Origin of the sequence: Micromonospora sp. CA-246542 (genome assembly GCF_050942905.1) — a bacterium.
Taxonomy (GTDB): Bacteria; Actinomycetota; Actinomycetes; order Mycobacteriales; family Micromonosporaceae; genus Micromonospora.
Map to the genome: position 1 here is coordinate 3,620,628 of NZ_CP192040.1, position 24,415 is coordinate 3,645,042.

28 protein-coding genes are annotated in these 24,415 nt (G+C 71.6%); 13 read left to right on the top strand and 15 right to left on the bottom strand.

Going from position 1 to position 24,415, the window contains the following annotated elements:
• Nucleotides 1-39 precede the first annotated feature (39 nt).
• The 3 genes from ACQP0N_RS17040 to ACQP0N_RS17050 are packed head-to-tail and all read right to left on the bottom strand — an operon-like array spanning nucleotide 40 to nucleotide 4,244.
• Nucleotides 40-1,602: a lysine 5,6-aminomutase subunit alpha gene (locus tag ACQP0N_RS17040; protein WP_433111391.1), complete on the bottom strand. Its 1,563-nt coding sequence runs from the start codon at nucleotides 1,600-1,602 to the stop codon at nucleotides 40-42.
• Between the two features lie 22 nt (nucleotides 1,603-1,624).
• The gene (locus ACQP0N_RS17045; RefSeq protein ID WP_433111394.1) at nucleotides 1,625-3,190 is read right to left on the bottom strand and encodes an amidohydrolase; all 1,566 of its coding nucleotides are present in this window, start codon (nucleotides 3,188-3,190) and stop codon (nucleotides 1,625-1,627) included.
• Between the two features lie 4 nt (nucleotides 3,191-3,194).
• Nucleotides 3,195-4,244, bottom strand: coding sequence for a zinc-binding alcohol dehydrogenase (locus ACQP0N_RS17050; protein ID WP_433121675.1), 1,050 nt, complete (start codon nucleotides 4,242-4,244; stop codon nucleotides 3,195-3,197).
• Between the two features lie 153 nt (nucleotides 4,245-4,397).
• On the opposite strand from ACQP0N_RS17050, the gene ACQP0N_RS17055 reads away from it, so the two are divergent.
• Nucleotides 4,398-5,789, top strand: a complete 1,392-nt coding sequence (locus tag ACQP0N_RS17055) for a KamA family radical SAM protein (protein ID WP_433111397.1) — start codon at nucleotides 4,398-4,400, stop codon at nucleotides 5,787-5,789.
• Nucleotides 5,790-5,854: 65 nt separating this feature from the next.
• On the opposite strand, the gene ACQP0N_RS17060 is transcribed toward ACQP0N_RS17055, so the two are convergent.
• Complete coding sequence (locus ACQP0N_RS17060; protein WP_433111400.1) at nucleotides 5,855-6,403, bottom strand: TetR/AcrR family transcriptional regulator; 549 nt, start codon at nucleotides 6,401-6,403, stop codon at nucleotides 5,855-5,857.
• Between the two features lie 118 nt (nucleotides 6,404-6,521).
• Here ACQP0N_RS17060 and ACQP0N_RS17065 point away from each other — a divergent pair, with 118 nt between their 5' ends.
• Complete coding sequence (locus tag ACQP0N_RS17065) at nucleotides 6,522-7,466, top strand: NADP-dependent oxidoreductase (RefSeq protein WP_433111403.1); 945 nt, start codon at nucleotides 6,522-6,524, stop codon at nucleotides 7,464-7,466.
• Between the two features lie 29 nt (nucleotides 7,467-7,495).
• On the opposite strand, the gene ACQP0N_RS17070 is transcribed toward ACQP0N_RS17065, so the two are convergent.
• The 3 genes from ACQP0N_RS17070 to ACQP0N_RS17080 all read right to left on the bottom strand — a co-directional run bounded on the left by ACQP0N_RS17070 (nucleotide 7,496) and on the right by ACQP0N_RS17080 (nucleotide 9,208).
• Nucleotides 7,496-8,176, bottom strand: coding sequence for a polysaccharide deacetylase family protein (locus tag ACQP0N_RS17070; protein ID WP_433111406.1), 681 nt, complete (start codon nucleotides 8,174-8,176; stop codon nucleotides 7,496-7,498).
• 421 nt (nucleotides 8,177-8,597) lie between these two features.
• Nucleotides 8,598-8,939, bottom strand: coding sequence for a YnfA family protein (locus ACQP0N_RS17075; RefSeq protein WP_433111409.1), 342 nt, complete (start codon nucleotides 8,937-8,939; stop codon nucleotides 8,598-8,600).
• 74 nt (nucleotides 8,940-9,013) lie between these two features.
• Nucleotides 9,014-9,208 carry a CsbD family protein gene (locus ACQP0N_RS17080; RefSeq protein WP_355051130.1) on the bottom strand — a complete coding sequence of 65 codons (195 nt, stop codon included), beginning with the start codon at nucleotides 9,206-9,208 and terminating at the stop codon, nucleotides 9,014-9,016.
• Nucleotides 9,209-9,364: 156 nt separating this feature from the next.
• On the opposite strand from ACQP0N_RS17080, the gene ACQP0N_RS17085 reads away from it, so the two are divergent.
• Nucleotides 9,365-9,976: a histidine phosphatase family protein gene (locus ACQP0N_RS17085; protein ID WP_433111412.1), complete on the top strand. Its 612-nt coding sequence runs from the start codon at nucleotides 9,365-9,367 to the stop codon at nucleotides 9,974-9,976.
• On the opposite strand, the gene ACQP0N_RS17090 is transcribed toward ACQP0N_RS17085, so the two are convergent.
• The 3 genes from ACQP0N_RS17090 to ACQP0N_RS17100 all read right to left on the bottom strand — a co-directional run bounded on the left by ACQP0N_RS17090 (nucleotide 9,906) and on the right by ACQP0N_RS17100 (nucleotide 12,729).
• Nucleotides 9,906-10,412, bottom strand: coding sequence for an Lrp/AsnC family transcriptional regulator (locus ACQP0N_RS17090; RefSeq protein ID WP_355051132.1), 507 nt, complete (start codon nucleotides 10,410-10,412; stop codon nucleotides 9,906-9,908). The two genes, ACQP0N_RS17085 and ACQP0N_RS17090, sit on opposite strands and share 71 nt — an antisense overlap.
• Before the next feature lie 68 nt (nucleotides 10,413-10,480).
• Entirely contained in the window at nucleotides 10,481-11,623 is a 1,143-nt protein-coding gene (locus tag ACQP0N_RS17095; protein ID WP_433111415.1) for an acyl-CoA dehydrogenase family protein, read from the bottom strand.
• The gene (locus ACQP0N_RS17100) at nucleotides 11,620-12,729 is read right to left on the bottom strand and encodes a M24 family metallopeptidase (protein WP_433111418.1); all 1,110 of its coding nucleotides are present in this window, start codon (nucleotides 12,727-12,729) and stop codon (nucleotides 11,620-11,622) included. Before ACQP0N_RS17100 ends, ACQP0N_RS17095 begins: the two co-directional genes overlap by 4 nt.
• 202 nt (nucleotides 12,730-12,931) lie before the next feature.
• Here ACQP0N_RS17100 and ACQP0N_RS17105 point away from each other — a divergent pair, with 202 nt between their 5' ends.
• Nucleotides 12,932-14,302: a glycosyl hydrolase family 18 protein gene (locus ACQP0N_RS17105; RefSeq protein WP_433111421.1), complete on the top strand. Its 1,371-nt coding sequence runs from the start codon at nucleotides 12,932-12,934 to the stop codon at nucleotides 14,300-14,302.
• A gap of 38 nt (nucleotides 14,303-14,340) precedes the next feature.
• Here the strand turns inward: ACQP0N_RS17105 and ACQP0N_RS17110 are convergent, their stop codons facing one another.
• Nucleotides 14,341-15,228: a winged helix-turn-helix transcriptional regulator gene (locus tag ACQP0N_RS17110; protein ID WP_433111424.1), complete on the bottom strand. Its 888-nt coding sequence runs from the start codon at nucleotides 15,226-15,228 to the stop codon at nucleotides 14,341-14,343.
• 97 nt (nucleotides 15,229-15,325) lie between these two features.
• Between ACQP0N_RS17110 and ACQP0N_RS17115 the strand changes: the two genes are divergently transcribed.
• From ACQP0N_RS17115 to ACQP0N_RS17130, 4 genes are all read left to right on the top strand, one after another.
• The gene (locus ACQP0N_RS17115; RefSeq protein ID WP_433121677.1) at nucleotides 15,326-16,588 is read left to right on the top strand and encodes an MFS transporter; all 1,263 of its coding nucleotides are present in this window, start codon (nucleotides 15,326-15,328) and stop codon (nucleotides 16,586-16,588) included.
• Between the two features lie 85 nt (nucleotides 16,589-16,673).
• Nucleotides 16,674-16,901 carry a hypothetical protein gene (locus ACQP0N_RS17120; RefSeq protein WP_433111427.1) on the top strand — a complete coding sequence of 76 codons (228 nt, stop codon included), beginning with the start codon at nucleotides 16,674-16,676 and terminating at the stop codon, nucleotides 16,899-16,901.
• Nucleotides 16,902-16,960: 59 nt separating this feature from the next.
• Complete coding sequence (locus tag ACQP0N_RS17125; protein WP_433111430.1) at nucleotides 16,961-17,890, top strand: 5'-3' exonuclease; 930 nt, start codon at nucleotides 16,961-16,963, stop codon at nucleotides 17,888-17,890.
• Nucleotides 17,891-17,976: 86 nt separating this feature from the next.
• Complete coding sequence (locus ACQP0N_RS17130) at nucleotides 17,977-18,711, top strand: DUF1963 domain-containing protein (RefSeq protein ID WP_433111433.1); 735 nt, start codon at nucleotides 17,977-17,979, stop codon at nucleotides 18,709-18,711.
• Nucleotides 18,712-18,777: 66 nt separating this feature from the next.
• Here the strand turns inward: ACQP0N_RS17130 and ACQP0N_RS17135 are convergent, their stop codons facing one another.
• Nucleotides 18,778-19,494, bottom strand: a complete 717-nt coding sequence (locus ACQP0N_RS17135) for an isocitrate lyase/PEP mutase family protein (protein WP_433111436.1) — start codon at nucleotides 19,492-19,494, stop codon at nucleotides 18,778-18,780.
• 192 nt (nucleotides 19,495-19,686) lie between these two features.
• Here ACQP0N_RS17135 and ACQP0N_RS17140 point away from each other — a divergent pair, with 192 nt between their 5' ends.
• Genes ACQP0N_RS17140 through ACQP0N_RS17150 form a run of 3 tightly spaced genes read left to right on the top strand, consistent with a single transcriptional unit; the run spans nucleotide 19,687 to nucleotide 20,937 of the window.
• A complete protein-coding gene (locus ACQP0N_RS17140) occupies nucleotides 19,687-20,145 on the top strand; it encodes an SRPBCC domain-containing protein (RefSeq protein ID WP_433111439.1) in 459 nt (152 codons plus the stop codon).
• Nucleotides 20,142-20,492, top strand: coding sequence for an ArsR/SmtB family transcription factor (locus ACQP0N_RS17145; RefSeq protein WP_433111442.1), 351 nt, complete (start codon nucleotides 20,142-20,144; stop codon nucleotides 20,490-20,492). The genes ACQP0N_RS17140 and ACQP0N_RS17145 overlap by 4 nt, the downstream gene beginning before the upstream one ends.
• A 1-nt stretch (nucleotide 20,493) precedes the next feature.
• The gene (locus ACQP0N_RS17150; protein ID WP_433111445.1) at nucleotides 20,494-20,937 is read left to right on the top strand and encodes an SRPBCC family protein; all 444 of its coding nucleotides are present in this window, start codon (nucleotides 20,494-20,496) and stop codon (nucleotides 20,935-20,937) included.
• Between the two features lie 8 nt (nucleotides 20,938-20,945).
• On the opposite strand, the gene ACQP0N_RS17155 is transcribed toward ACQP0N_RS17150, so the two are convergent.
• The 3 genes from ACQP0N_RS17155 to ACQP0N_RS17165 form a co-directional block, all read right to left on the bottom strand.
• Nucleotides 20,946-21,248 (bottom strand): GNAT family N-acetyltransferase, encoded by a 303-nt coding sequence (locus ACQP0N_RS17155; protein WP_433111448.1) that lies wholly within the window; start codon nucleotides 21,246-21,248, stop codon nucleotides 20,946-20,948.
• Nucleotides 21,249-21,332: 84 nt separating this feature from the next.
• A complete protein-coding gene (locus tag ACQP0N_RS17160; RefSeq protein WP_355051144.1) occupies nucleotides 21,333-21,602 on the bottom strand; it encodes a GlsB/YeaQ/YmgE family stress response membrane protein in 270 nt (89 codons plus the stop codon).
• Nucleotides 21,603-21,782: 180 nt separating this feature from the next.
• Complete coding sequence (locus ACQP0N_RS17165; protein WP_433111452.1) at nucleotides 21,783-22,955, bottom strand: lactonase family protein; 1,173 nt, start codon at nucleotides 22,953-22,955, stop codon at nucleotides 21,783-21,785.
• 236 nt (nucleotides 22,956-23,191) lie between these two features.
• On the opposite strand from ACQP0N_RS17165, the gene ACQP0N_RS17170 reads away from it, so the two are divergent.
• Both ACQP0N_RS17170 and ACQP0N_RS17175 read left to right on the top strand, forming a co-directional pair.
• Entirely contained in the window at nucleotides 23,192-23,911 is a 720-nt protein-coding gene (locus ACQP0N_RS17170) for a DUF1223 domain-containing protein (protein WP_433111455.1), read from the top strand.
• Nucleotides 23,912-23,974: 63 nt separating this feature from the next.
• The gene (locus ACQP0N_RS17175) at nucleotides 23,975-24,349 is read left to right on the top strand and encodes an MmcQ/YjbR family DNA-binding protein (RefSeq protein WP_433111458.1); all 375 of its coding nucleotides are present in this window, start codon (nucleotides 23,975-23,977) and stop codon (nucleotides 24,347-24,349) included.
• Nucleotides 24,350-24,415 lie beyond the last annotated feature (66 nt).

The following is a 24,415-nucleotide window of genomic DNA, read 5'->3' on the forward strand; positions in this document are numbered from 1 at the left end:
CCGTCGCCCGTGGTGTCCCCGTAGGGCCGAACGATCGCCTTACTCACGACCCGCCTCCAGGATCTGCGTGGCCGGGTTGTAGTAGTCGCCCTCGTGCGCGGCGACCCCGTCGAGGCCCTTACCCCGGTCCGCGGGCCGCTTCATGATCCCGAAGGTGCCCTCGGCGATCGCGGTGAGCAGCGTCTGCTCCCCGATGCGCTCCAGCAGGTCCAGGGCCTCACCGAGCACCTGGTTGGCACGACGACGGATGAACCCGCCCGCCGCCGGAACGAAGTCCTCGTGCAGCCCGCCGGCCGCGCCGAGGACGTACCGCACGTTCTGCAGGGCGATGTCCCGATCGGACAGCCACGGCGTCACCACCGCTTCGGTCATCATCCCCACCAGCAGGATGCCCTGACCGGTCAGCGCGCCGGCCAGGTTGAAGAACCCGTCGAGCAGGTTGCCCCGGAACACGTCGCCGGTCATGTGCTTCGTCGGCGGCATCCACTTCAGCGGCGCGTCGGGGAACAACTCCCGCGCCAGCAGGGCATGCGCCAACTCCAGACGGAACGACTCCGGCACCTCCGGGTTGATCTCGAACGCGTGCCCCAGGCCCAACTGCCAGTCCGCCAGCCCCGCCTCGTGGGCGAAGAACTCGTTGAGCAACTGCGACACCGTCACCGTGTGCGCCTCGTCGACGGCGTCGGCGGTGGTCAGGTAGTTGTCCTCACCGGTGTTGATGATGATCCCCGCGCGAGCGTGGACCTGCCGGGAGAACCGCTGGTCGACGAACGTGCGCACCGGGTTGATGTCGCGGAACAGGATCCCGTACATCGAGTCGTTGAGCATCATGTCGAGGCGTTCCAGGCCGGCCAGGGTCGCCATCTCCGGCATGCACAGCCCCGACGCGTAGTTCGTCAGCCGCACGTACCGGCCCAACTCCTTCGACGACGCGTCCAACGCCGCCCGCATCAGCCGGAAGTTCTCCTGCGTGGCGTACGTGCCGGCGAACCCCTCCCGCGTCGCGCCCTCGGGCACGTAGTCGAGCAACGATTGACCCGTCGACCGGATCACCGCGATGACGTCCGCGCCCGCCCGCGCCGCCGCCTGCGCCTGCGGGATGTCCTCGTAGATGTCCCCGGTCGCCACGATCAGGTAGATCCACGGCCGTTGCGCCGGGTCACCGTGCCGCTTGACGAGGCGTTCCCGCTCGGCGCGCCGCCGATCGATCCGCCGGATGCCCGCGCCGACCGCCCTGCGGGCCGCCGACCGGGCCGCCGTGGCCGCCCGACCCGACGGCACGCCGAACCGCACCGACCCGGCGGCGGCCTTCTGGGCCAGCAACGTCACGTCGGCGCTGCCCTCGCGCACCAGCGCGTCGAACACCGGCGCCGCCACCCCGTGCCCCAGGCCGACGTCCGCGACGACCGCGTCGACGAGCCGGTTCACCCACGGAATGCCGTCCGGGTCGGCGCCCGTCACCCCGGCGAGGCGCAGCACCGCCCGCTCCACCGACACCGTCGTGTGGCTGCGCGCCAGGTCGACCACCGGCTGCCCGGCCCGCCGCGCCAACTCCCGCGCCCGCGCCACCAACACCGGATCAAGATCAAGCTTCCCGGTCACACCACACCGCTCATCTGCTCGCTCACGACGACCCTTCCTCATAGATGACCTCGCCGCGCAGCACCAGCCGCCGGCACACCGGCAGCGGCGTCGGGTCGTCCGGACCGCGCAGGTCCGGATCCTCGGCCAGCAGCACCGGCAGGCCCCGCTCGACACCGGCCGGCGTCGACCACACCGCGAACGTCGCCGGGGCGCCCAACGCCAGCACACCCTCGACGTCCAGGTGCACCGCCCGCCACCCACCGCGCGTGTGCGCCGCGAACGCCGCCCGCACACTCATCCGCTGCGCCGGGTTGTGATGCGCCGCCGCCGCCCGCACCGACCCCCACGGGTCCAACGGCGTCACCGGCGAGTCCGACCCGAACGCCAACGCCACACCCACCGAGTGCATGGCGCCCATCGGATTCGACTCCAACGACCGGGCCAGGCCCAGGCGCGCCTCGTACATCCGGCCCGCACCACCCCACAGCCGGTCGAACGCCGGCTGCACGCTCGCCACGATCCCGTACTCCACGAACCGCGCGATCATCCGCCGGCTCATGATCTCGGCGTGCTCGATGCGGTGCCGGGCCGCCCGCAGCCGCTCCACGCCCAGCGTCGTCGCCGCCGCCGCGAACCCGTCCAGCACCGTGCCGATCGCCGCGTCACCGATCGCGTGGAACCCGCCCTGTAGACCGTGCGCCGCGCAGTCCACCAGGTGATCACGCACCTGCTCGACCGTCAGGTAGCCGTGCCCACACCCGTCGCCGTCGCCGTACGGCTGCGACACGTGCGCCGTACGCGACCCCAACGCCCCGTCGGCGAACAGATCCCCACCGGCGCCCACCGCGCCCAACTCCCGCGCCCGCGCCGCGCCACCCAACTCACCCCAGTACCCGTACACCTCCGGCACCCCCGCGCCCGAGATGCCCAGCAGCCCCGTGAAGTCCTCCTCGTCGGAGATCTCCGGACCGCCGCACTCGTGCACCGCGGCGATACCCAGCGACGCCGCGTGCCCGAGCGCCACCCGCTGCGCCGCCACCCGCTGCGCCCGCGTCACCGACCCCTGCGCCGCCGCCCGCACCACGTGGTGCGCGTCGCGACGCAGCCAACCCGACGGGTCGTAACCGGCCGCGTCCACCACCTGCGGGCACGCCGCCAGCAACGCCGACGACACCAACGCCGAATGGATCGACGCCTGCGACAGGTACACCCGCCGGCCGCCGGCGGCCCGGTCCAACGCCGCCGCGTCCGGCAACGTCGCGTCCGACCAACCCGACTCGTCCCAGCCGTGCCCCAGCACCACCGCGTCCCCCGGCAGACCCGCCGCGAAGGCCGCCACCGCGTCCAGCAACTGCCCCGCCGAGCGCACGCCAGACAACTCCAGCCCGGACAACGCCAACCCGGTGTCCGTGGCGTGCACGTGCGCGTCCACGAACGCCGGCGTCACCAGCGCCCCACCCAGGTCCACCACCTTCTCGGCCGGCGGAGCGTCACCGTCCGTGCCCAACCAGGTGATCCGCCCACCGGACACCAGCAGCGCGGTCGCGCTCGGATCCGCCGGACAGTGCAACACGCCGCCGCGGTACAACGTCGAGGGGTTCGTCATGACCTCAGTCTGCCGCGATCCGCGCCGCGAAAAGCTGGCGCACCCCCGGCTCGGCACGCAGCAATCCCAACGCCAACTCCGCGTGCCCCGGCACGTACCCGTTGCCCACCAGCATCGTCACGTCCGCCGCCAGCCCCTCCGCGCCCAACGCCGCCGCCGAGAAGCTCGTCGCCATCGAGAAGAAGATCACCGTGCCGCCGTCCGCGGTCGCCAGGACCGCCCCGTGCTCACAACCCGGCACGTCCACGCAGACCACCGTCACATCCGCCGGCGTACCCAACGCCGTGGTCACCGCCGTGGACAGGCCCACCGGATCCCGCGCGTCGGCCACCGCCACCACCGACGCCAGCCCGGCCGCCGTCAGCGCGTCACGCTCCGCCACCACCGGAACCACCCCGACGGTACGGGCGGCACCCGCGCGCCGCGCCGCGGCCAGGGACAGCGACCCGCTCTTGCCCGCCCCACCGATCACGGCCACGCTCACCGGCGTCGGATCGCCGGCACGCCGCCGGTCCTCGACGTGACGCGACACCACCCGCGCCGTCAGCGCCGGCGCCCCACACACGTCCAGCACGGCGAGGGACAACTGCGGATCCTCGTCCTCGGGCAGCACCGCCGCGATCGACCGGGCGAACAGGATCGCCCACCCGTCACACGGCACCTGCTCGCTGCGACCGTCCCAGCGGGCCAACCCGTCGGTGATCACCAGCGGCGTCAGCGTCAACGACACCAGCGAGGCGACCCGCTCGCCGGCCTTGAGTCCCAGCGGGGAACGCCGACCGGCCTCCTCGACGACGCCGATCAACATCCCACCCGAGCCGGTCACCGGGTTCTGCATCTTGCCCCGCGTGGAGATGATCTCCAGCACCTCGGCGCGTACCGCGTCACCGTTCCCGCCGTGCTTCTCCGACAACTGGCGGAAGCTCGCCGCGTCCAGGTTCAGACGCCGCACCCGGATCCGCACCTCGTTCGGCGCGATCTCCCTCGACGCGTCCAGGCGCCACGCCGCCTGCGGCAGCACCCCCGCCGGTTGCACGACGCGGTGCAGTCCCACCGGTGACGTCACGCCAACCTCCCCTGCGCAGCCGCTCGAAGCCCCGGCCAGGGCTCGCGTAACGGGAAAACTTACGGCAGACTAATTTCTTTGCCGAATATTTTCCAGTAGCCTTCGAGCTTCGATGATCCACCGCACCACCGAGGAGGGGCCGTGACCCAGACCATCCCCCAACCCCGTCACGCCCCGGTCGCCACACCGACCGCCGGGCAGCCGTACGAATACCACCGCCGCCCCCTGGTCGAACCCGACTGGACCCGCCTCCCCGGCTGGCGACACGTCACCCGCGACCAGTGGGAAAGCGCCCAGTGGCAACGCGTCAACTGCGTCAAGAACATCAAGCAGCTGCGCGCCGTCCTCGGCGACACCGTCGACGAGACCTTCTACGCCGACCTCGAGGCCGACCAGAAGGCACTGGCCACCATGTCCATGCTGGTGCCCCCACAGATGATCAACACGATGGTGCCGTTCGAGGCGATGAGCACCGAAGCGCTGCTCGCCGACCCGATCCGCCGCTACATGATCCCGGTCGCCTCGGACCGACGCACCGACTGGCCCTCACACCCCTACGCCAGCCGCGACAGCCTCCACGAGCACGACATGTGGGTCGCCGAAGGCCTCACCCACCGCTACCCCACCAAGGTCCTCGCCGAACTGCTCTCCACCTGCCCGCAGTACTGCGGGCACTGCACCCGCATGGACCTCGTCGGCAACTCCACCCCTGCCGTCGAGAAACTCAAACTCACCCTCAAGCCCGTCGACCGCTACGACGCCCACATCGCCTACCTCAAGAACCACCCCGGCGTACGCGACGTCGTCGTCTCCGGCGGCGACGTCGCCAACGTCCCCTGGCGCAACCTCGAGTCGTACCTCATGCGGCTGCTCGACATCGAAACCGTCCGCGACATCCGGCTCGCCACCAAGGCCCTCATGGGCCTCCCCCAACACTGGCTCCAGCCCGACGTCGTCGAAGGCCTCGAACGGGTCGCCCGCACCGCCGCCCGACGCGGCGTCAACCTCGCCATCCACACCCACGTCAACCACGCCCAGTCGCTGACCCCACTGGTCGCCAAGGCCGCCCAGACCGCGCTCGACGTCGGCGTACGCGACGTCCGCAACCAGGGTGTCCTCATGCGCGGCGTCAACGCCACGAACGCCGACCTGCTCGACCTCTGCTTCGCCCTCCAGGGCGAAGCGGGCATCCTGCCGTACTACTTCTACATGTGCGACATGATCCCCAACGCCGAGCACTGGCGGGTCCCCGTCTGGCACGCCCAGCAGCTCCAGCACGACATCATGGGCTACCTGCCCGGCTACGCCACCCCGCGGATCGTCTGCGACGTCCCCTTCGTCGGCAAGCGCTGGGTCCACATGCTCACTGACTACGACCGTGAGCGCGGCATCTCCTACTGGACCAAGAACTACCGCACCTCCATCGAGTCCGCCGACCTGGAGGCGCTCAACAAGCGCTACGCCTACTACGACCCGATCGACACCCTGCCCGAGGGCGGCCAGCAGTGGTGGAGCGACCACCGCGACGACTGACCCGCACCAACGACGACAGCCCCCGGGTGTCCTCACGCCGGGGGCTGTCGCACACCGTCCACTGATCAGGCGCGGAGACCAGCGAGAACCAGGTCCGCGACCCTACCGATCACCCGGGCGCTCGTCGCCTCCGGCAACCTCCGAAGCGACGCGATGGCCAGCAGCCCGGCGCGGACGTCGTCCACGCCGACGCCGTCCCGCAGCACGCCCGCCGCCCGCGCCCGGGACACCAGCACGGTCAACGCCCGCGCGTGCTCCCGGCGCTCCTCCTCGAACGCCGCACCGAACCCACCCGGCCCCAACAGCGCCTCGTTGAGCGCCCGGTCATGGATCTGCCGCTCAGCGAACCCGCGCACCGTAGCGGACAACGCCCGCCACGGGTCAGGATCGTCCAGCGCGCGACGCATCTGCACACCGCAGTCGTCGATGCGCTCGACGAGGACCGTGGTGACCAGATCCGTACGCGTCGGAAAATGCCGGTACAGGGTCGCCACACCGACCCCCGCCCGCCGCGCCACCTCCCGCATGGGCACCTCGAGCCCAGCCGCCGCGAACGCCTCCCGTGCCGCCACCACCACCCGGTCACGGTTGGACCGGGCATCGGCACGCCGCATCTGAGACATCTCCGACCGGCCCCCTTCTCACTTCACCCCACAGCGGAACGGCTGCTCCGTTTCCGGCCTACGGTACGACCACGACCACGACCCACGCCACCAGGCAGAGGAGCCACTGATGTTCGCCGTGCAGTACGACCGATTCGGCGGTCCCGAGGTACTCCACCTCGCCACCACCGACGCGCCACGACCACGGGCCGGCCAGATCCGCATCCGCGTCCACGCCGCCGGAGTCTCCCCCGTCGACGTCGGCCTCCGCTCCGGCCGCACCCCGATGAGCGCCCAACTACCGCTACCGCACATCCCCGGCGTCGACGCGGCCGGCATCGTCGACGAGATCGGCCAGGACGTCGACGGCGTGACCATCGGCGACCACGTCTTCGGCAGCGTCGAGCTGACCACGCTCGGCGGCGCGAGCGCACAGTTCGCCGTCCTGCAGCTCTGGGTGCACAAACCCACCACCATGCCGTGGGCCCAGGCCGGCGCGGCGGGCACCAGCATCGAAACCGCCACCCGAGCCCTCGACCTGCTGAACCTACGGCCCGGAATGACGCTCCTCGTCGACGGCGCCGCCGGAGGCGTCGGCAGCATCGCCGTCCAACTCGCCGCCGCCCGCGGCATCCACGTCATCGGCACCGCCCGCGCCGCCAACCACGACCTCCTCAGCGAACTCGGAGTCGCACCCGTCACTTACGGCCCCGACCTCCCGCACCGCCTCACCGCCCTGGGCGTGACACGCATCGACCGCGCTCTCGACGTCGCCGGCGCCGGCTCCCTGACCGAACTGCTGCACCTCACCGGTGACCCGACAGCCGTCGTCACCCTTGCCGACCTCACCGCCCCCACACACGGCGTCCGCCTCTCCAGGGGGCAACTGTCCGGCGAACCCGACGGCCGCCACGGCCTGCCCGACGCCGCCGAACTCTTCACCCAGGGCCGGTTCACCGTGCCGATCGAAGACGCCTTCCCTCTCGAGAAAGCGGCCGACGCACACCAGACGGCCGAGCACCGACCCCGCCGCGGCAAGATCGTCCTGACCGTCGACGACGCCCCGGAACGCTGACCTGCCACCGCCGCCTGCCGCACCCCGCCTCAGGCGCCGGCCAGCACCTCCGACAACGGCGCCGGCGTCAACCCACGCTCGCGTAACCCGGCCAGGATGTGCGGCAACGCCTCATCCGTCATCGCCGCGTTCGCCTCGGTCACATGCATGATCACCACCGAGCCGGGACGGACGTGGTCCAGCACGGCCCGCACCAGCGGCCTCCACGCCTTCGCGAACGGATCGCCGCTCACCACGTCCCCGTCCACCACCGTCACGCCCAACGGCGCGAGGGCGTCCAACGCCGCCGCGTCGTGGCACAGGCCCGGGAAGCGGAAGTACCGCGTCTGCCGTCCCCCGTACGGCGCGATCACCTCGAACGTCTTCGCCACGTCGGCGGCCAGCTCGTCGACCGGCAGCCGGGGCAGGTCGTAACAGTCCGCCGTGAACGCCGCGTGCCCGTAGGTGTGGTTCGCCACCTCGAAGCGCGGATTGCCGGCGATCCGCCGGGTCACCTCCGGGTACCGCTGCACCCACTTGCCGGTCAGGAAGAACGTCGCCGGCACCTGCTCCCGCTCCAGCAGCTCGAGGATCCGCAGATTCGCGTACGACCGCACCTTGCCACCGCGCAGATTGGCCAGCATCCCGTCGGTCATGTCCGCGTCGAACGTCAGCGCGACCCGGGTGCCAACCCGCGGCCCATGGTCGACCACCGGCGCCCTGGTCCCCACCCTCGACGCCCCCGGGACGCTCGCCACGCCCGGCGTCGGAGTAGCTGTCGATGCGGCGCTGCTGGCCAAGGGCGCGGCCGCCGACACCGAGGGCGCGGCGGAGGATCCAACGAACGTCGGCCGCTCCGGCGGCGGCACCCGAGAAGCCGCGCACCCGCCCACGCCAAGCGAAACCACCACAACCAGCACCCCACACCGGAACGAGCGCAGCCGTGGTCCCATCACGCGCCGCATCATCGCAGAAGCGGATACGTCTCACCGCCCCCCGCCCCGCCCCCCGCCCCGCCCCGCCCACCTCACGCCGATCTTGCACTTTCGGTCGCCGAAATAAGCGAGATGACCCCTTACGCCACCACAGAAAGTGCAAGATCGCCGCAAGCGGGAGCCCCGGGCCTCCTAGCAGGCATGGGCGTGGAGGGGGTTACGGGGTTGGGGTGCGGGGGGCGTACATGATGACGGCTACGCCTAGTAGGCACAGGGCTGCGCCGGTCAGGTCCCAGCGGTCTGGACGGAATCCGTCGACCACCATCGCCCAGCCCAGCGAGCCGGCCACGAACACGCCGCCGTACGCGGCCAGGATGCGGCCGAAGTTCGCGTCCGGCTGGAACGTGGCCGCGAAGCCGTAGCAGCCGAGGGCGACGACACCGGCGGCGATCCACCACAGACCGCGCTGCTCACGCCAACCCTGCCAGACGAGCCAGGCACCGCCGATCTCGGTGAGGGCTGCCAACGCGAACAACACCAGCGAACGAAGCACGGTCACGCCGCCGACCCTAACGGCTCGCACGCGTGGGGTCCCCGAACAGCATCTGCTCGGGGACCCCACGACCGTTCAGGTCACTTGTTGAAGGCGTCCTTCACGTTGCGACCCGCGTCCTTCACGTTCTGACCGGCCTGCTTGGCGCGCGCGTCACTCTGCTCACTGGCGCCCTCGCCACGCATCCGCTCGTTGTTGGTCATGTCGCCGACCCGCTCCTTCGCGGCGCCGGCCATCTGCTCGGCCTTGTTCTTTGCCTTCTCGGTGAAGCTCATCGCGCCTCCTCGGTCTGGCGGTTGTCGCCGCTCGCTTGCCCGGTCCTCCGGTGCTGAAACCGGTGGTGCCGGTCGGCACGCCCGGTAAGGCATCCTAGGAAGATAGGTTGAGGGAGGGTGGCCCGGACCACGCCGCCACGATGGTTAACTGGCCGAATGGGAGAGCTCCTGCTGATCCGGCACGGCGAGACCACCTGGAGCGCCAGCCTGCGGCACACCTCGTACACCGACCTGGAGCTGACCCCCGACGGCGAGCGACAGGCCCGCACCCTCGCGGCGTTCCTCGCCGGCCGGCGCTTCGCCACCGTCCTGTCCAGTCCCCGCTCCCGGGCGCTGCGCACCGCGCAGCTCGCCGGGCTCACCGTCGACGCCGTCGACGAGGACCTCAGCGAGTGGAACTACGGCGAGTACGAGGGCCGCACCACCGTCGACATCCACGAGGACGACCCGCACTGGAACATCTGGACCGACGGCTGCCCCGGCGGGGAGTCACCCGCCCAGGTGGGCGAGCGTCTCGACCGGGTGCTGGCCCGCGTCACCCCGATGCTCGACCGGGGCACCGTGGCCCTGGTCGGCCACGCGCACAGCCTTCGGGTGCTCGGCGCCCGCTGGATCGGGCTACCGCCGTCCGCCGGCGGACGACTGCGCCTGGACACCGCGACAGTGAGCGCGCTCGGTCACGAGCACGGCCGGCAGGTCATCCTGCGGTGGAACCAGCCGGCTCCTCCGGCGCCCGGGACCGCGACCGACCAGGCGCCCCGGCACTGATCTTCGGCGGACGGTTCTCGTACGGCGTGGACAGCACCACCGTCGTCCGGGTCGTCACGTTCGCCGAGGTGCGGATCTCCTGCAACACCCGCTCCAGGTCCGTCGGGCTGGCCACCCGCACCAACAGCAGGTAGAAGTCCTCCCCCGCCACCGAGTAGCACGAGTCGATCTCGGGTAGGTGGGCGAGCCGCTCCGGCGCGTCGTCCGGCTGCGACGGATCGAACGGCCGGATCGCCACGAACGCGGTCAGCGGCAGGTCCAGCGCCTCGAAGGAGACCCGGGCCGCGTACCCCTTGACGACGCCGCGTTGCTCCAGCCGCCGCACGCGCTGGTGCACGGCGGACACCGACAGTCCCACCCGCTCGGCCAGGTCGGTGTACGACAGGCGGCCGTCAGCGGTCAGGGCGGCGACGATGGCGCGGTCGATCTCCTCCACGGCGAGCAACCTACCGGGAAATCGGCGCGACGGCGACGAGGAACCCCGCCGCGCCGCCCCGGGCCTGGTCAGCTCTTCGCGAGCGCCCGGGAGATCACCAACCGCTGGATCTGGTTGGTGCCCTCCACGATCTGCAGCACCTTCGCCTCGCGCAGGTACCGCTCGACCGGATGGTCGGCCACGTAACCGGCGCCGCCGAGCACCTGCACGGCGTCGGTGGTCACCCGCATGGCCATGTCGGTGGCGAACAGCTTCGCCTTCGCCGCCTCGATCGAGTACGGCCGCCCGGCGTCGCGCAGCCGCGCCGCCGCCAGGGTCAACGCGCGGGCGGCGGAGATCTGGGTGGCCGCGTCGGCGAGCAGGAAGCCGAGGCCCTGGAAGTCGATGATGGACCGGCCGAACTGCTGCCGCTCCCGCGCGTAGCCGACGGCGTAGTCCAGCGCCCCCTGGGCGAGCCCCACCGCGCAGGCCGCGATGCCGAGCCGGCCGGAGTCCAGCGCGGACATCGCGATGGTGAACCCGGCCCCCTCGCCACCGACCAGCCGGTCCGCCGGCACCCGTGCCTCCTCGAAGACGATCTGCGCCACCGGCGAGGAGCGCAGCCCCATGGTCCGCTCCGCCGCCTGCGGCGCGATGCCGGCGGTACCCGCGTCGGCCACCAGGCAGGAGATGCCCTTCGGGCCGGGGCCGCCGGTGCGGCAGAAGACGTTGTAGAAGTCGGCGCTGTGGGCGTGCGTGATCCACGCCTTGGTGCCGGAGACGACGTACGCGTCGCCGTCGCGGACCGCCCGGGTGCTCAGTGCCGCCGCGTCCGAGCCACCCTGCGGCTCGGAGAGGCAGTACGCGCCGAGCAGCTCGCCGCCGAGCATGTCCGGCAGCAGCTTGCGCTGCTCGTCGGTGCCGAACGCGGCCACCGGGTAGCAGCTCAGGGTGTGCACGCTGACCGCCTCGGCGACCGCGAGCCAGCGGCTGGCCAGGATCTCCAGCACCTGGAGGTACACCTCGTACGGCTGCGCCGCGCCGCCGTGCTCCTCGGCGTACGGCAGACCGAGCAGGCCGGCGCGGCCGATCGTGCGCAGCACCTCGCGGGGGAACTCGGCGCGTTCCTCGAAGCCGGCGGCCTTGGGCGCCAGCTCACGGTCGGCCAGCTCGGTAGCGAGGTCCAGCAGGTCGTGGGCCTCGTCGGTGGGGAGGATCCGGTCGATGGTCATAGCGCGATGAGCTCCGTGGGGGTGGTGTTGAGCCGTTGCACGCCGTCCGTCGTGCAGACGACGATGTCCTCGATGCGGGCGCCGTGCCGGCCCGCCAGATAGATGCCGGGTTCGATGGAGAACGCCATGCCGGCCTCCAGGGGCCGGTCGTTCCCGGCCACCAGGTAGGGCTCCTCGTGACCGTCCAGGCCGATGCCGTGCCCGGTGCGGTGCAGGAACGCGTCGCCGTAGCCGGCGTCCGCGATGGGCGCGCGGGCCGCCGCGTCGGCCGCCGCCGCGGTGATGCCGGGCCGGACCGCCGCGACGGCCGCGCGCTGGGCCGCGTCCAGCACGGCGTAGTAGTCCACGAAGTCGGCCGGCGCGGGGCCACCCGCCACGTAGGTGCGGGTGCAGTCCGAGCGGTAGCCCGACGGCATCGTGCCGCCGATGTCGACCACCACCGGCTCGCCGACGCCGATCGGCCGGTCCGAGGTGCCGTGGTGCGGGCTTGCCCCGTTCGGGCCCGCGGCGACGATGACGAAGTCGACGGTGGCGTGTCCGGCGGCGCGGATCGCCGTGGCGATGTCGGCGGCCACCTCGGCCTCGGTGCGGCCTGGGCGCAACCACTCGCCCATGCGCAGGTGCACCTCGTCGATCGCCACGCCGGCCTCGGCGAGCGCCGCCACCTCCGCCGGGGACTTGCGGATCCGCAACTCGCGCAGCACCTCGCCGGCGAGCCGCTGCGCGGCGCCGGGCAGCGCCGCGCGCAGGGCGAGGACCTGCTCGGCCCACATCCGGTCGGCCAGCCCCACCGCCGCCGCCGGGCCGTCGAGGGCGGCGACGACAAGGGGGTACGGGTCTGAGCCGTCGGCGTGGTCGACGATGCGCAGACCGGTCGTCGTCGCCGCCTCGGCCGCCGGACGTTCCAACCGGGGCACGACGAGGGTGGGCTCGCCCGTGGCGGGCAGCACCAGACAGGTCAGGCGCTCCCCCGCGTGGGCGTCGTAGCCGGTGAGATACCGCAGGTCGGAGCCAGGGGTGAGCAGCAGCGCGTCCAGGCCGGCGGCGGCGGTGGCGCGCTGCGCGGCGACCAGCCGGTCCGGCGGGTACAGCTCGTCGATTCCCACCCCGTCAGCTTAACGGTCGTTTGGGCATCGTCAGAAGCCGCGTGGACTCGGCGACGGAAATCCATCGGTGTTGATTGACTCGGACAGTTAACACTCTTTAAGATTTGGCCACCTCGAGGCCCACCCGTTCCTGCTCCCCCATGTCCCGCCCGCGACAACCCTGCGCGGGCGGGTGTCGTCCCCCGCCCACGGGAAGGCCCCCATGTCCTCACCACTGCGCCGCGTCCTCAGCGCCGGCCTGCTCGCCCTGGCCACCGCCGCCACCACCGTCGCCCTGGTGCCCACCGCCGCGCAGGCCGTGGTGCTGCCGAACGGGTTCAAGAGCGTCGGCTACATGCCCTCGTGGGCCGGCAACGTCAACACGATCCAGTACAACAAGCTCACCCACATCAACTACGCCTTCGTGCTGCCCAACAACGACGGCAGCCTGCGCGCCGTGGAGAACCCGAGCAAACTCTCCTCGCTCGTCTCCCAGGCGCACGCCAACAACGTCAAGGTCTCCATCGCCGTCGGCGGCTGGAACGACGGCAACGACTCGGCCTTCGAAGCCCTCGCGGGCAACTCGGGCAGCCGGACGGCGTTCGTCAACAACCTGGTCAACTTCGTCAACCAGTACAACCTCGACGGCGTCGACATGGACTGGGAGTACCCCGACCCGGGCGCCTCGGCCAACAACTACACCCAGCTCATGACCCAGCTCGGCAGCGCCATGCACAGCCGGGGCAAGCTGCTCACCGCGGCCGTCGTCTCCGAGGGCTACTACCTCGACGGCGTGCCGACGGCCGTGTTCAGCCAGGTCGACTGGCTCAACATCATGGCGTACGACGGCGGTAGCCCGCACTCCAACTACGACTGGTCGATCAACAGCATCAACCTGTGGAAGTCCCGTGGACTGCCGGCCAGCAAGGCCGTCCTCGGCATCCCCTTCTACAGCCGCCCCGGCTACTACACGTACTCGGCGCTCGTCGCCCTGGACCCGGCCAACGCCAACCGGGACTGCACCACGGCCGGCGGCGCGCAGCAGTGCTACAACGGCATCCCGACCGTCAAGCGCAAGACGCAGTGGGCCCTCGCCAACGCCGGCGGCGTGATGAACTGGGAGCTGTCGCAGGACACCACCGGCTCCACCTCGCTGGTGAGCGCCATGTACGACACCATCATGGGCGGCACCACCCCGCCGCCGTCGGGTCGTACCGGCCGGATCACCGGGCTCGGCGGCAAGTGCGTCGACGTGGCGGCCGCGAGCACCGCCAACGGCGCCGCCGTCCAGATCTACACCTGCAACGGCACCACCGCGCAGACCTGGACCGTCGCCACCGACGGCACGCTGCGCGCCCTCGGCAAGTGCGCCGACATCACCAGCGGCTCCACCGCCAACGGCGCGAAGGTGCAGCTGTACGACTGCAACGGCAGCGGCGCGCAGGTGTGGCAGGCACAGTCGAACGGCACGCTGCGCAACCCGCAGTCCAACAAGTGCCTGGACGTCACCGACAACACCTCGGCCGACGGCACCCGCCTGCAGATCTGGGAGTGCTTCGCCGGCGCCAACCAGCGCTGGACGCTCCCGGCCTGACCCGCCCGTACGCCCCGATCCCCGGTTGACGACCCGCGTCAGCCGGGGATCGTCGCGTGGTCGCGGGCCAGGGCCAGCATCTCGTCGACCGAACCGGCCGGATCGGTGACCGGGAACTGCACCGCCCGCACCACCGACGTCGGGTCGACCAGCATCGTCAGTCGCTTGAACCGGGTCACCCCGCCGGCCCGGAACGTGGGCAGCAGCAGGCCCGCGGCGAGCCCGCCGTCCTCGTCGGACAGCAGCGGAAACGGCAACCCGGCGTACGAGGTGAAGTCGGCGAGCTGGTCCGGTCGTTGGGTGCTGATGCCGTACACCCGCACCCCCAGGTCCCGGAACCGCGGATACCGGTCGGCGTAGGTGGTCGACTCCAGGGTGCAGCCCCGCGCGCCCGGGATGTCGGCCCAGCCGGGCGGATAGGCGTTCACGCCCGGCGCGTACGCGCCCGGGAAGAGGTAGAGGACGCTCCAGGCGTCCGGCGTGGCCACCGGGACCCGCCGTCCGTCCGGCCCGGGCAGGACGACCTCGGGCAGTCGCCGCCCGACGAGGTGGTGCACCCGTCGCGCCTCGGCGGAGGCGTCGCCGGCGGTCGCGGTCAGTTCCCCGTCACCCATCAGGTGCCTCGTTCCCCAGTCCTGTAGGGCGACCAGCACCGGTAGCAGGCCCTCGCCCCGCGCGGTCAGCAGGTAGTCGTGCCGGGGCGGGTGCGCGGAGTACGGGCGGCGTTCCAGCACGCCGTGCTCCACCAGCGCGGCCAGACGTTCGGTCAACGCCCGTCGGCTGACGCCCAGCTCGCGCTGGAGCGCGTCGAAGCGGGTCGTGCCGCCGGCGATATCGCGCACGATGAGGAACGTCCACCAGTCCCCCAGCACACCGAGCGCCTGCGCGATGCCGCAGTCCGCGTCGGCGAGATCCTCCCGTCGCACCCGCTTCCTCCTCCGTCCTGACCCGACTATAGTCCGTTCCAGAATGGAACGCACTGACACCGGGAACGCCGCGGCGCGACGAACGGGGGCCGACGACATGCACGTCGACGCACGGGCCGGGGTGTTCTGGCGCTGGTGGACCGCCGGCACGACCAGCATGGTCGGGTCGGCGGTCGGCGCGGTGGCCCTGCCGCTGACCGCGCTGGTCGTCCTGGACGCCTCCGCCTGGCAGATGGGTCTGATCGCGGCGGCCAGCTACGTCGCCTGGATCGTGATCGGCCTACCGGCCGGTGTCATCGTGCAGCGCCTGCCGCTGCGCGGCGCCCAGATCGGTGCGGACGTGGCCCGGGCCCTCGCCGTCGCGTCGATCCCACTGGCCTGGTGGTGGGGGCAGCTCACGGTGACCCACCTGGTGATCACCGCGCTGGTCGTCAGCTTCGCCAACGTGCTGTTCGACGTGGCCAACTCGACCTTCCTGCCCAGCATCGTCGAGCGCGAGCAGTTGCAGTCGCGCAACAGCCTCACCTCGGCCACCCACGCCGCGACCCTGCTCAGCGGCCCGTCCCTCGGTGGGCTCGCCGTGCAGGCGCTCGGCGCGGTGCCCACCCTGCTCGTCGACTCGGCCAGCTACCTCGTCTCCGCGGCTCTCCTACGTACGCTGCCCGCGCGCCGCGTCGACGCGCCCGAGCACTGGCCGCCGGTCGGTGCGCTGATCCGCGAGGGCTGGCGCTACGCCGCGTACCACCCGGTCATCGGTCCGTGCATGTGGGCCGCGACGGCCATGAACTTCGTCTGCGGCGCCCAGTTCGCGCTGCACCCGCTCTACCTGGTCCGCGACCTGCACGCGCCCCCCGGCCTGGTCGGCGTCCTGCTCGCCGTCGAGGGTGTCGGCGCGCTGGTCGGCGCCGCCCTCACCAACCGGATCACCACGTGGCTCGGCAGCGCCCGCGCGCTGGTCGCCGCCGGATTCACGACGGTCGTCGGCGCGTTCCTGATCCCCGGGGGCACCGGTTGGCCCGCGTACGTGGCCTTCGCCGCCGGCAGCATCGTCTTCTCCCTCGGCACCGTCGTGCTCAGCGTGACCACCCGCACGTACCGGCAGATCGCCAGCCCACCCGAGCTGCTCTCGCGAGTGATGGCGACCGTGCGGTTCGTCTCCTGGGGCGCGATCCCGGTTGGCGGGCTCGTCGCCGGCGCGCTGGCCGGCCCGCTCGGCGCCCGCGCCACCCTGTTCGTCGTCGCGGCGACCCTGATCTGCGCGCCCCTGGCGCTGCTGTTCTCCCCCGTCCGGCACCTGCACGACCTCACCGACCACGACCGTGACGAGACCCGGCGTCCGGCCGTCACCGCTGATCGGTGAGCGGTTTGCCAGGTAGGACCGGGGAGCGGGCCATAGCCTGGGATCGGGCCGCCCGCGCGGGCGGCTCCCGAGCCGGGAGGCGGACGTGGCAGCGAACGACGCGAACCGGGCGGCGACCCGTCGCCGTCGGCAACTGTGGGCCGGAGTCCTCGCGCTCGTCGGCCTGGTCCTGCTCGTGATCGGGCTGACCGCGGCCGACGGCGTGGCCGCCTGGGTCGAGGTGCTGGTCGCGATCCTGCTGCTGGTGACCAGCTACGTGGTGCAGCACCTCGCCCGCCGCGACACCGTCTACCGCCACGACGAGCGGCGCTGACACCGCCGGGCGGCCGGGCGTACCGCTGATCGTCGGGGGGCTGTGCCAGGCTGTCGGGCGTGGCACACCGATCCCCGATCCTGCTGATCGACGCACCCAGCCTCTACTTCCGGGCGTACTTCGGCATTCCGGAGTCCGCCGCGCGCGCCGAGGACGGCACACCCGTCAACGCGGTGCGCGGTTTCCTCGACATGCTCGCCACGCTCATCCGTGGTCGCGGCGCGGACCGGATGGTGTGCGCCCTCGACTACGACTGGCGACCGGCGTGGCGCGTCGAGCTGCTGCCGTCGTACAAGGCGCACCGGGTGGCCCCGCAGGGCGGCGAGGTCGTCCCCGACACGCTCTCCCCCCAGGTGCCGATGATCCTGGAGGTCCTCGACGCGGTCGGCATCACCGCCGTGGGCGCGAACGGCTACGAGGCCGACGACGTGCTCGGCACGCTGTCGGTGACCCAGCCGGGTCCGGTCGAGGTGGTCTCCGGCGACCGGGACCTGTTCCAACTCGTCGACGACTCCCGGGACGTGCGCCTGCTCTACGTCGGACGCGGCGTGGCCAAGCTCGACGACTGCGACGACGCGGCGGTCCGCGCCCGCTACGGGGTGCCCGCCGACCGGTACGCCGACTTCGCCGCCCTGCGCGGCGACCCCAGCGACGGGCTGCCCGGGGTGCCGGGCGTCGGCGAGAAGACCGCCGCGCGGCTGATCGCCCGGTACGGCAGCATCGACGGCGTCCTGGCCGCGCTGGACGACTCCGACTCGTCCTTCGCGCCGGGTCTGCGTACCAAGCTGGCGGGCGCCCGCGACTACCTGGCCGTCGCGCCGACGGTGGTCCGGGTGGCCCTGGACGTGGCCCTGCCGGAGCTGCCCACCGCGTTGCCGACGGCCCCCGCCGACCCGGAGCGGCTGCTCGACCTGGCCGGCCGGTGGAACCTGGCCGGCTCCGCCCGACGACTCGTGGACGCCCTGGCCGCCCGCGTCGACGCCGCCTGAGAAGGCGCAGCCTGGCGGACGGCGTCGAACCCGCGTGGCGGACGCGCCCCGATGTCTGTCGGATCTTTCCGGCACAATGCCCGGCCATGGACGTACGACAGGAGTTCCGGGGCGCGGCCCGGGAAAAGGGCGTGCCGCTGGCCGAGATCGAGCGCTGGGTGCGGCTGGCCCGACCACAGACGGAGCTGGTTCCCAAGGGCGACGGCCTGCCGGTGGTCGGCCGGTTCGGCGGTCTCGCGGCGTTGCCGCCGGGTGTGGAGTGGCCGCCCGGGCAGTGTCTCGTGTTGACGCTCGACCTCGCCGCGATTCCCTCGCACGGGCACGACCTCGACCTGCCGGCCGACGGGTCGCTGCTGTTCTTCGTCGAGCCGCGCTTCACGCCCACCCGGTGTCGGGTCGTCCATGTGCCGGCGGGCGCCGCGGTGACGGAGCGCCCCAACCCCGGAGTGCCGGTCTTCGATCCGGTTCCGCTGCACGCTCGTGCCGGCTGGAGCCTTCCGGAGAACGAGCGCGAGGCGCCGTTCGACCTTCGCCTGGACGACGAGGTCGAGGAGGCGATCGGCGAGGTGATGTGGTACCTCGACGGCAACGACCACGACTTCTCTCTCGGCGGCTACGGCGCCGCCAGCACCGGCGGCGCGGACAATCCCATCCTCGACGCCACCGAGCACACCGTGCTGGCCACCGTCTGGCTGGACGAGGGGCAGGTGGGTGACGCGTTCGGCGAGACGCTGATCGTCGTCAACTTCATGATCAAGCATGCGGACCTGGCCGAGCGCGCCTTCGACCGGATCTGGCTGATGACGGACTTCAACGGCTGACACGGTCAGGACTCGGCATGTTCCCGAGGCCGGATGTGGCAACGCGACGGTCTCGGGGCACCGACCCTAGGGTCGCAGGTTCGCCGCCAGGTCGCCGATCGCGCCCATCGCGTACCGCTGTAGGCCCGGGCCGAAGGTGATGCGGGTGGCGCCGTTGCGGGCCAGCTCGGCAACCGACTCCCGACTCGGCGCGGCGGCCATGTTGATGGGGCCGGTAATGCCCTCGCGCAGCGCCGGAAGCACCTCGATGGGTGCCCGCAACGGGTAGACGCAGTCGACCCCCGCCGCCACGTAGAGCTTCGCGCGGGCGATCGCGTCGGCCGGATCGCCCGTACCGAACAGGAAGGTGTCGACGCGCGCGTTGATGACGAGCGCGTCGCCGGCCGCCGCCCGCACCTCGGCCAACCAGTCCGCGTGCCGCTGCGGGTCCTTGAGGGTGGCGTGCCCCTCGGAGTCCTCCAGGTTGCAGCCGACGGCGCCGGCCTCCAGCAGCCGCTCGACCAGCTCGGCGGGCGTCAGCCCGTACCCGTCCTCGACGTCGGCGGAGACCGGTACGGACACGGCCCGGACGATCCGCGCCACTGCGGCGAACATCTCGGCGGCCGGGGTCGCGCCGTCCTCGTAGCCGAGGGAGGCCGCGACTCCGGCGCTCGGCGTGGCGAGCGCGTCGAAGCCGGCGTCGGCGAAGACCCGGGCGCTGCCGGCGTCCCAGGCGTTCGGCAGGACGAGCGGGTCGCCGACTGGGCGGCCGTGGTGCAGGGCGCGGAGAACGGAGGCAGTCATCGTTCAGGTCTCCCGGGGGTCGTGGAGGGACGACGGTGCGGGCCGGACAGGCCACCCGTCCTGGACCGTACCGCCATCGCACGCTCCGTGCCCGCCTGGGAACGCGCCGCGCGAACGCGCAACAAAAGGTTGCACGTGGCCGCCGGACCGTTGTACCGTGACGCAACCAAAGGTTGCGAGAGGGTGGTACGCATGGAGTACGGAGTGATCGAACGCGACATCGACGTCGACGCCTCACCCGAGGTGGTCTTCGAGGTGATCAGCCAGCCCGAGCACGTACGGGAGTGGTGGCCGGACGACGCCCGGTTCGAACCGGTCGCGGGCGCCCCCGGCGAGTTGGTGTGGCGCGACGCGCAGACGGGCGCGACGACGACCGTCGACCTGGCCGTCGTCGACGTGGACCCGCCGAAGCGCTTCTCCTTCCGGTGGTGCTTCACCGAGCCGGACCGCGGCGGCCAGTCGCTGCTGGTCACCTTCGACCTCGTCCCGACCGCCACGGGAACCCGCGTCCGGATGACGGAGACCGGGTTCCGCGAGATGGGCTGGGAGGTCGCCATGCTGGAGAAGCAGTACCAGGACCACGTCAGCGGGTGGAACCACTACGTCCCGAACCTCGGCGCGTACGTCACCCGGCTGGTCGCCACGTCATGACCACGGCAGTCGACGACGCCCTGTGGTCGGCGATCGGCGATCCCATCCGGCGCAGCATGATCGACCTGCTGCTCACCGGCGGGCCCGGCACGGCCACGTCACTGAGCGAGCGACTTCCCGTCACCCGACAGGCCGTCTCGAAGCACCTGGCCGTCCTGGACCGGGTGGGCCTGATCCATTCGGCTCCCGCCGGTCGGGAGCGTCACTACCAGGTCGACGAGGAGCAACTGGCCCGAGCGGTCGCCCAACTGACCGCCGTCGGGGCGACCTGGGATGCCCGCCTGCGCCGGATCAAGCGGATCGCCGAGACGATCGAACGTCACCGCACCGACAACCACGGAGAATGAGATGGTCGACATTTTGCACCGGGTCGGCGTGGTCGCCCCGCTCGACGACGTCTACCGCGCGGTGGCCACCCCGGAGGGACTCGCCGGCTGGTGGACGACCGACACGGTCGGCACGAGCGAGGTCGGCGGGCAGCTGGCCTTCCGGTTCGGCGACGTCGGTGGCTTCGACATGCGGGTCCTCGACCTGGACCCCGGCGGCCACGTCCGCTGGCGGGTCACCGGGGGCCCCGAGGAATGGGTCGGCACCGAGGTCGACTGGCACCTTGACCAGCGGGGCGACCACACGATCGTCCTGTTCGCCCACGAGGGCTGGCGTGAGCCGGGCGAGTTCATGCACCACTGCAGCACCAAGTGGGCGACGTTCCTGATGAGCCTCAAGGAGCTGGTGGAGACCGGGCAGGGCAGGCCCGCCCCGGACGACGTCGCGATCAGCGACTGGCACTGAGTGCGGGGCTACTTCACCTTGCGGGTGGACCGGACGACGATGTCCTCGTACTCGGGGTGCTTGATCAGCCACTCGGCGAGGAACGGGCAGATCGGCACCACGCTGCGGCCCTTGGCGCGCGCGTCGTCCATGACGGCGCGCGCCAGGGTCGACCCGACGCCCCGACCCTCGTACGCCGGATCGACCTCGGTGTGGGTGTAGGCGATGATGGCGCCGGTCAGCTGGTAGGTGACGATGCCGGCGACCGCGTCCGTCTCGTCGCGCGCCTCGAACCGCTCCCGCGCGGGCACGTCTGTCACGGTGAACTGCACCGGATCATCCAAGCACAACGCCCGTGGCGACCGGTCGTCGCCACGGGCGCGTGGGGGCCGGCGGGCCCCCGAAAGAGCGGGACGTCAGGGGCGTCGCCGACCCAACACGGCGGCGGCGCCGGCCACACCGATCGCGGCGAACACGACCTGCAGGAGCAGCTCGATCCAGTCGATACCGGCGGTGTCGTCGACGCCGAGGGCACCGGCGACGAGCGTGCCGAGGATCGCGGCGAGCACGCCGATCGCGAGGGTGAGCACGATCGAGATGTTCTGCTTGCCGGGAACCACGAGGCGACCGAGGGCGCCGATGACCAGGCCGATGATGATGGCGGTGAAGAAGCCCTGGATTTCCACGGGGGCCGTCCCTTCCGAATGTGTTGTCGTCAGCGACGTCTGGTTGCCCCGCGTCCGGCCCCGCCGAAACCGGCGATCGGCCCACGGGCTGATTTGTCACACAGTTGTCATGTTCGGGCTGGGACGGGGACGCGCGCTGGTCCCGGCCGCAAGCGACCGGGACCAGCGGGGTGTCGACGGTCAGGAGGCGGCGATGCCCTCCATGCCGATGCCGTCGGTGAACTTCGGCAGGCCCTCGACGGTGGTGACGAGACGAAGGGAGCCATCGTCGTTCACCTCGTAGCCCTGCACGTTGCCAGCGGCGGCGTTCTGGACGTAGAGGAAACCGTCGCTGGTGGTCATGTCGATCGACCCGCCGCCGGTGTCGGCGGCAACGGCGTGGACGAGCTGGAGCTTGCCGTCGTCGTCAACCTTGTAGGCGCTGATCGTGGAGCTGCCGGCGTTCGCCACGTAGAAGTAGTCGCCGACCCGCTGGATCCAGCAGGGCGCCTGCTGGCCGTTCGGCACCGACGGCCCGAACTGGTCGAGGGCGCCGTCGTCGTCGATCTCGAAGCGGCTGACCTCGTTGCTGCCGGACTCGGTGACCAGCACCGAGTCCTCGCTGTCGAACGTGAAGCCGAACGGCACGGACCCGGCGTCGCTGATCACCGGGTTGCGGGACAGCTCGCCGTGGCGACCGATCTCGTAGCTGAACATGACGTTCGCGCTCTTGGTCGACACCAGCACGAACTCGCCTTCCGGGTCGATCTTGACCTGGGCGGGAGCGCTCATGAACGCCGGCGGGTTGCCGTTGTGCAGGCCGAGCGACCGGTTGGCGTCGTGGATCGGCGACAGGCGTCCCTTGTCCAGCTCGAAGCCCTGCACCGAGCCTTCGCCACCGGCGTTGAGCACGTAGACGAGGTGGTCGCGGACCGTGACGCTGACCGGGAGCAGACCTCCGGACCAGATCACCTGCCGCTTGTGCAGCCGGGTGCCGTCGACGTCGAAGACAGTCACGGTGTTGCTGCCGGCGTTGACGGCGAACAGCAGCCCACGGTGGTAGATCAACGAACCCTGCGACGCCAGCGCGTCGACCGGCGCACCGATGGTGAAGCCGCCGAGGCCCCCGGTCTCGTACTCCCCCGCCTTGCTGAGCTGGCCGTCGTCGTCGCGCTCGTACACCTTGATCGTGTTGCCCTCGGCCTTGTTGGTCTGGACGAAGACTGCGCCGTCGCTGCCCCGGTGGTGTCCACGTCCCCCGCGGTCATCGTGGCCACCGGCGGGACCGCCGTCCGCGAAGGCGGCCCCGGGAAGGGTTCCGGCGCTGGTCAGACCCACCAGGAGGGCCGCCGCTAGCGCTACGCTGCGCTTCATCACTGATCTCCTTAGCCGCAACTCACGAGGAATGAGAGTTTTTCTCTCCTTCGCAAGCTATCGGAGGAAGATCCCCCTTCGCGGTCGGTTACCCGTAAGTGGCATCGCCGCGCGTAACGGTGGATTTGTGCTACAAGAGGCGCACCAGGAGCCGGAACCGCCTCGCTGCCCAGGCGTCGCCGGCGCGGTAACGGGAATCGCAGAGCGGTCAGCGGTCGCACCGGAGGAGACACACCATGACGAACCCCGCACCGGGTCCACGCTCGTCGGTGAACGGTGGCGGTGTCGCCGTCGTGGAGTTGTTCACCTCCCAGGGCTGTAACAGCTGCCCGCCCGCCGAGGAGCTGCTCACCGAGATCGAGCGCGACGCGCGCACGCGCGGGGAGCCGGTGTTCGCCCTCGGCTTCCACGTGGACTACTGGGACGACCTGGGCTGGCCCGACCAGTTCGCGGACGCGGCACACACCGCACGGCAGGAGGCGTACGCCCGTGCCTTCGGCTCCGGACGTCTCTACACCCCGCAGATGATCGTCAACGGCACCGTGGAGTTCGTCGGCTCCGACCGGGGCCGGGCGGCGAGCGCCATCGCGTCCGCCCTGACGTCGCCCGCCGCCGCGCCCCTGACGGTGTCGGTGCCGCAGGTCGGTGGAGGCGGCACACCGTTGGTCCTGGACTACCGGGTCGAGCGGCCGCCGCCGCGCGCGGTGGTGAACGTGGCGATCGTGCAGCGCGGCCTGGACAGCGCGATCGCCCGTGGTGAGAACGCCGGCCGGACGCTGCGGCAGGACAACGTCGTACGCGCCTTCGCGTCGACACCCCTGCACGGCGAGCGGGGGCAGGTGGAGCTGGCCGTGCCGCAGGACCTCGACCCGGGCCAGGCCACGGTGATCGGTTACGTCCAGCGCGAGGCAGACCGGGTGGTCGTGGGCGCCGCGGCCGTCGACCTGTCCGGCTGAGTCCTGTCGGTCCCGGTGCGTACTCTCGGCTCATGCGGATGGCACGCGACGTGTGGGGTCCCGGTGGCTGACGCCGACGACGTCCGCCGCCTGGCCCTGGCCCTGCCCCAGACGGTCGAGATCGACAGCGAGGGCTTCGACTTCCGGGTTGCCGACAAGGGTTTCGTCTGGTCCTATCCGGAGCGCACGCCCGGCCGGCCACGGGTGATCCGCCTCGACATCGCCGTGCTGTTCGTCGGGGACGAGGCCGAGAAGCAGGCCCTGCTGCTCGGCGAGCCCGACGTCTTCTTCACCACCCCCGGGTACGACGGCCTGCCGCTGGTGCTGCTGCGCCTGGCGGCCGTCGACGTCGACCGGCTCACCGAGCTGGTGACGGACGCCTGGCGGATGCGCGCGCCGGAGGCGCTGCACGCCGAGCTGGACGGAGTCGGCCGGTAACCCCGGTCAGTTCGCGACATCCGCACGCAACCGAACGGACACATTGACGGGAATCTCGACGGTCGA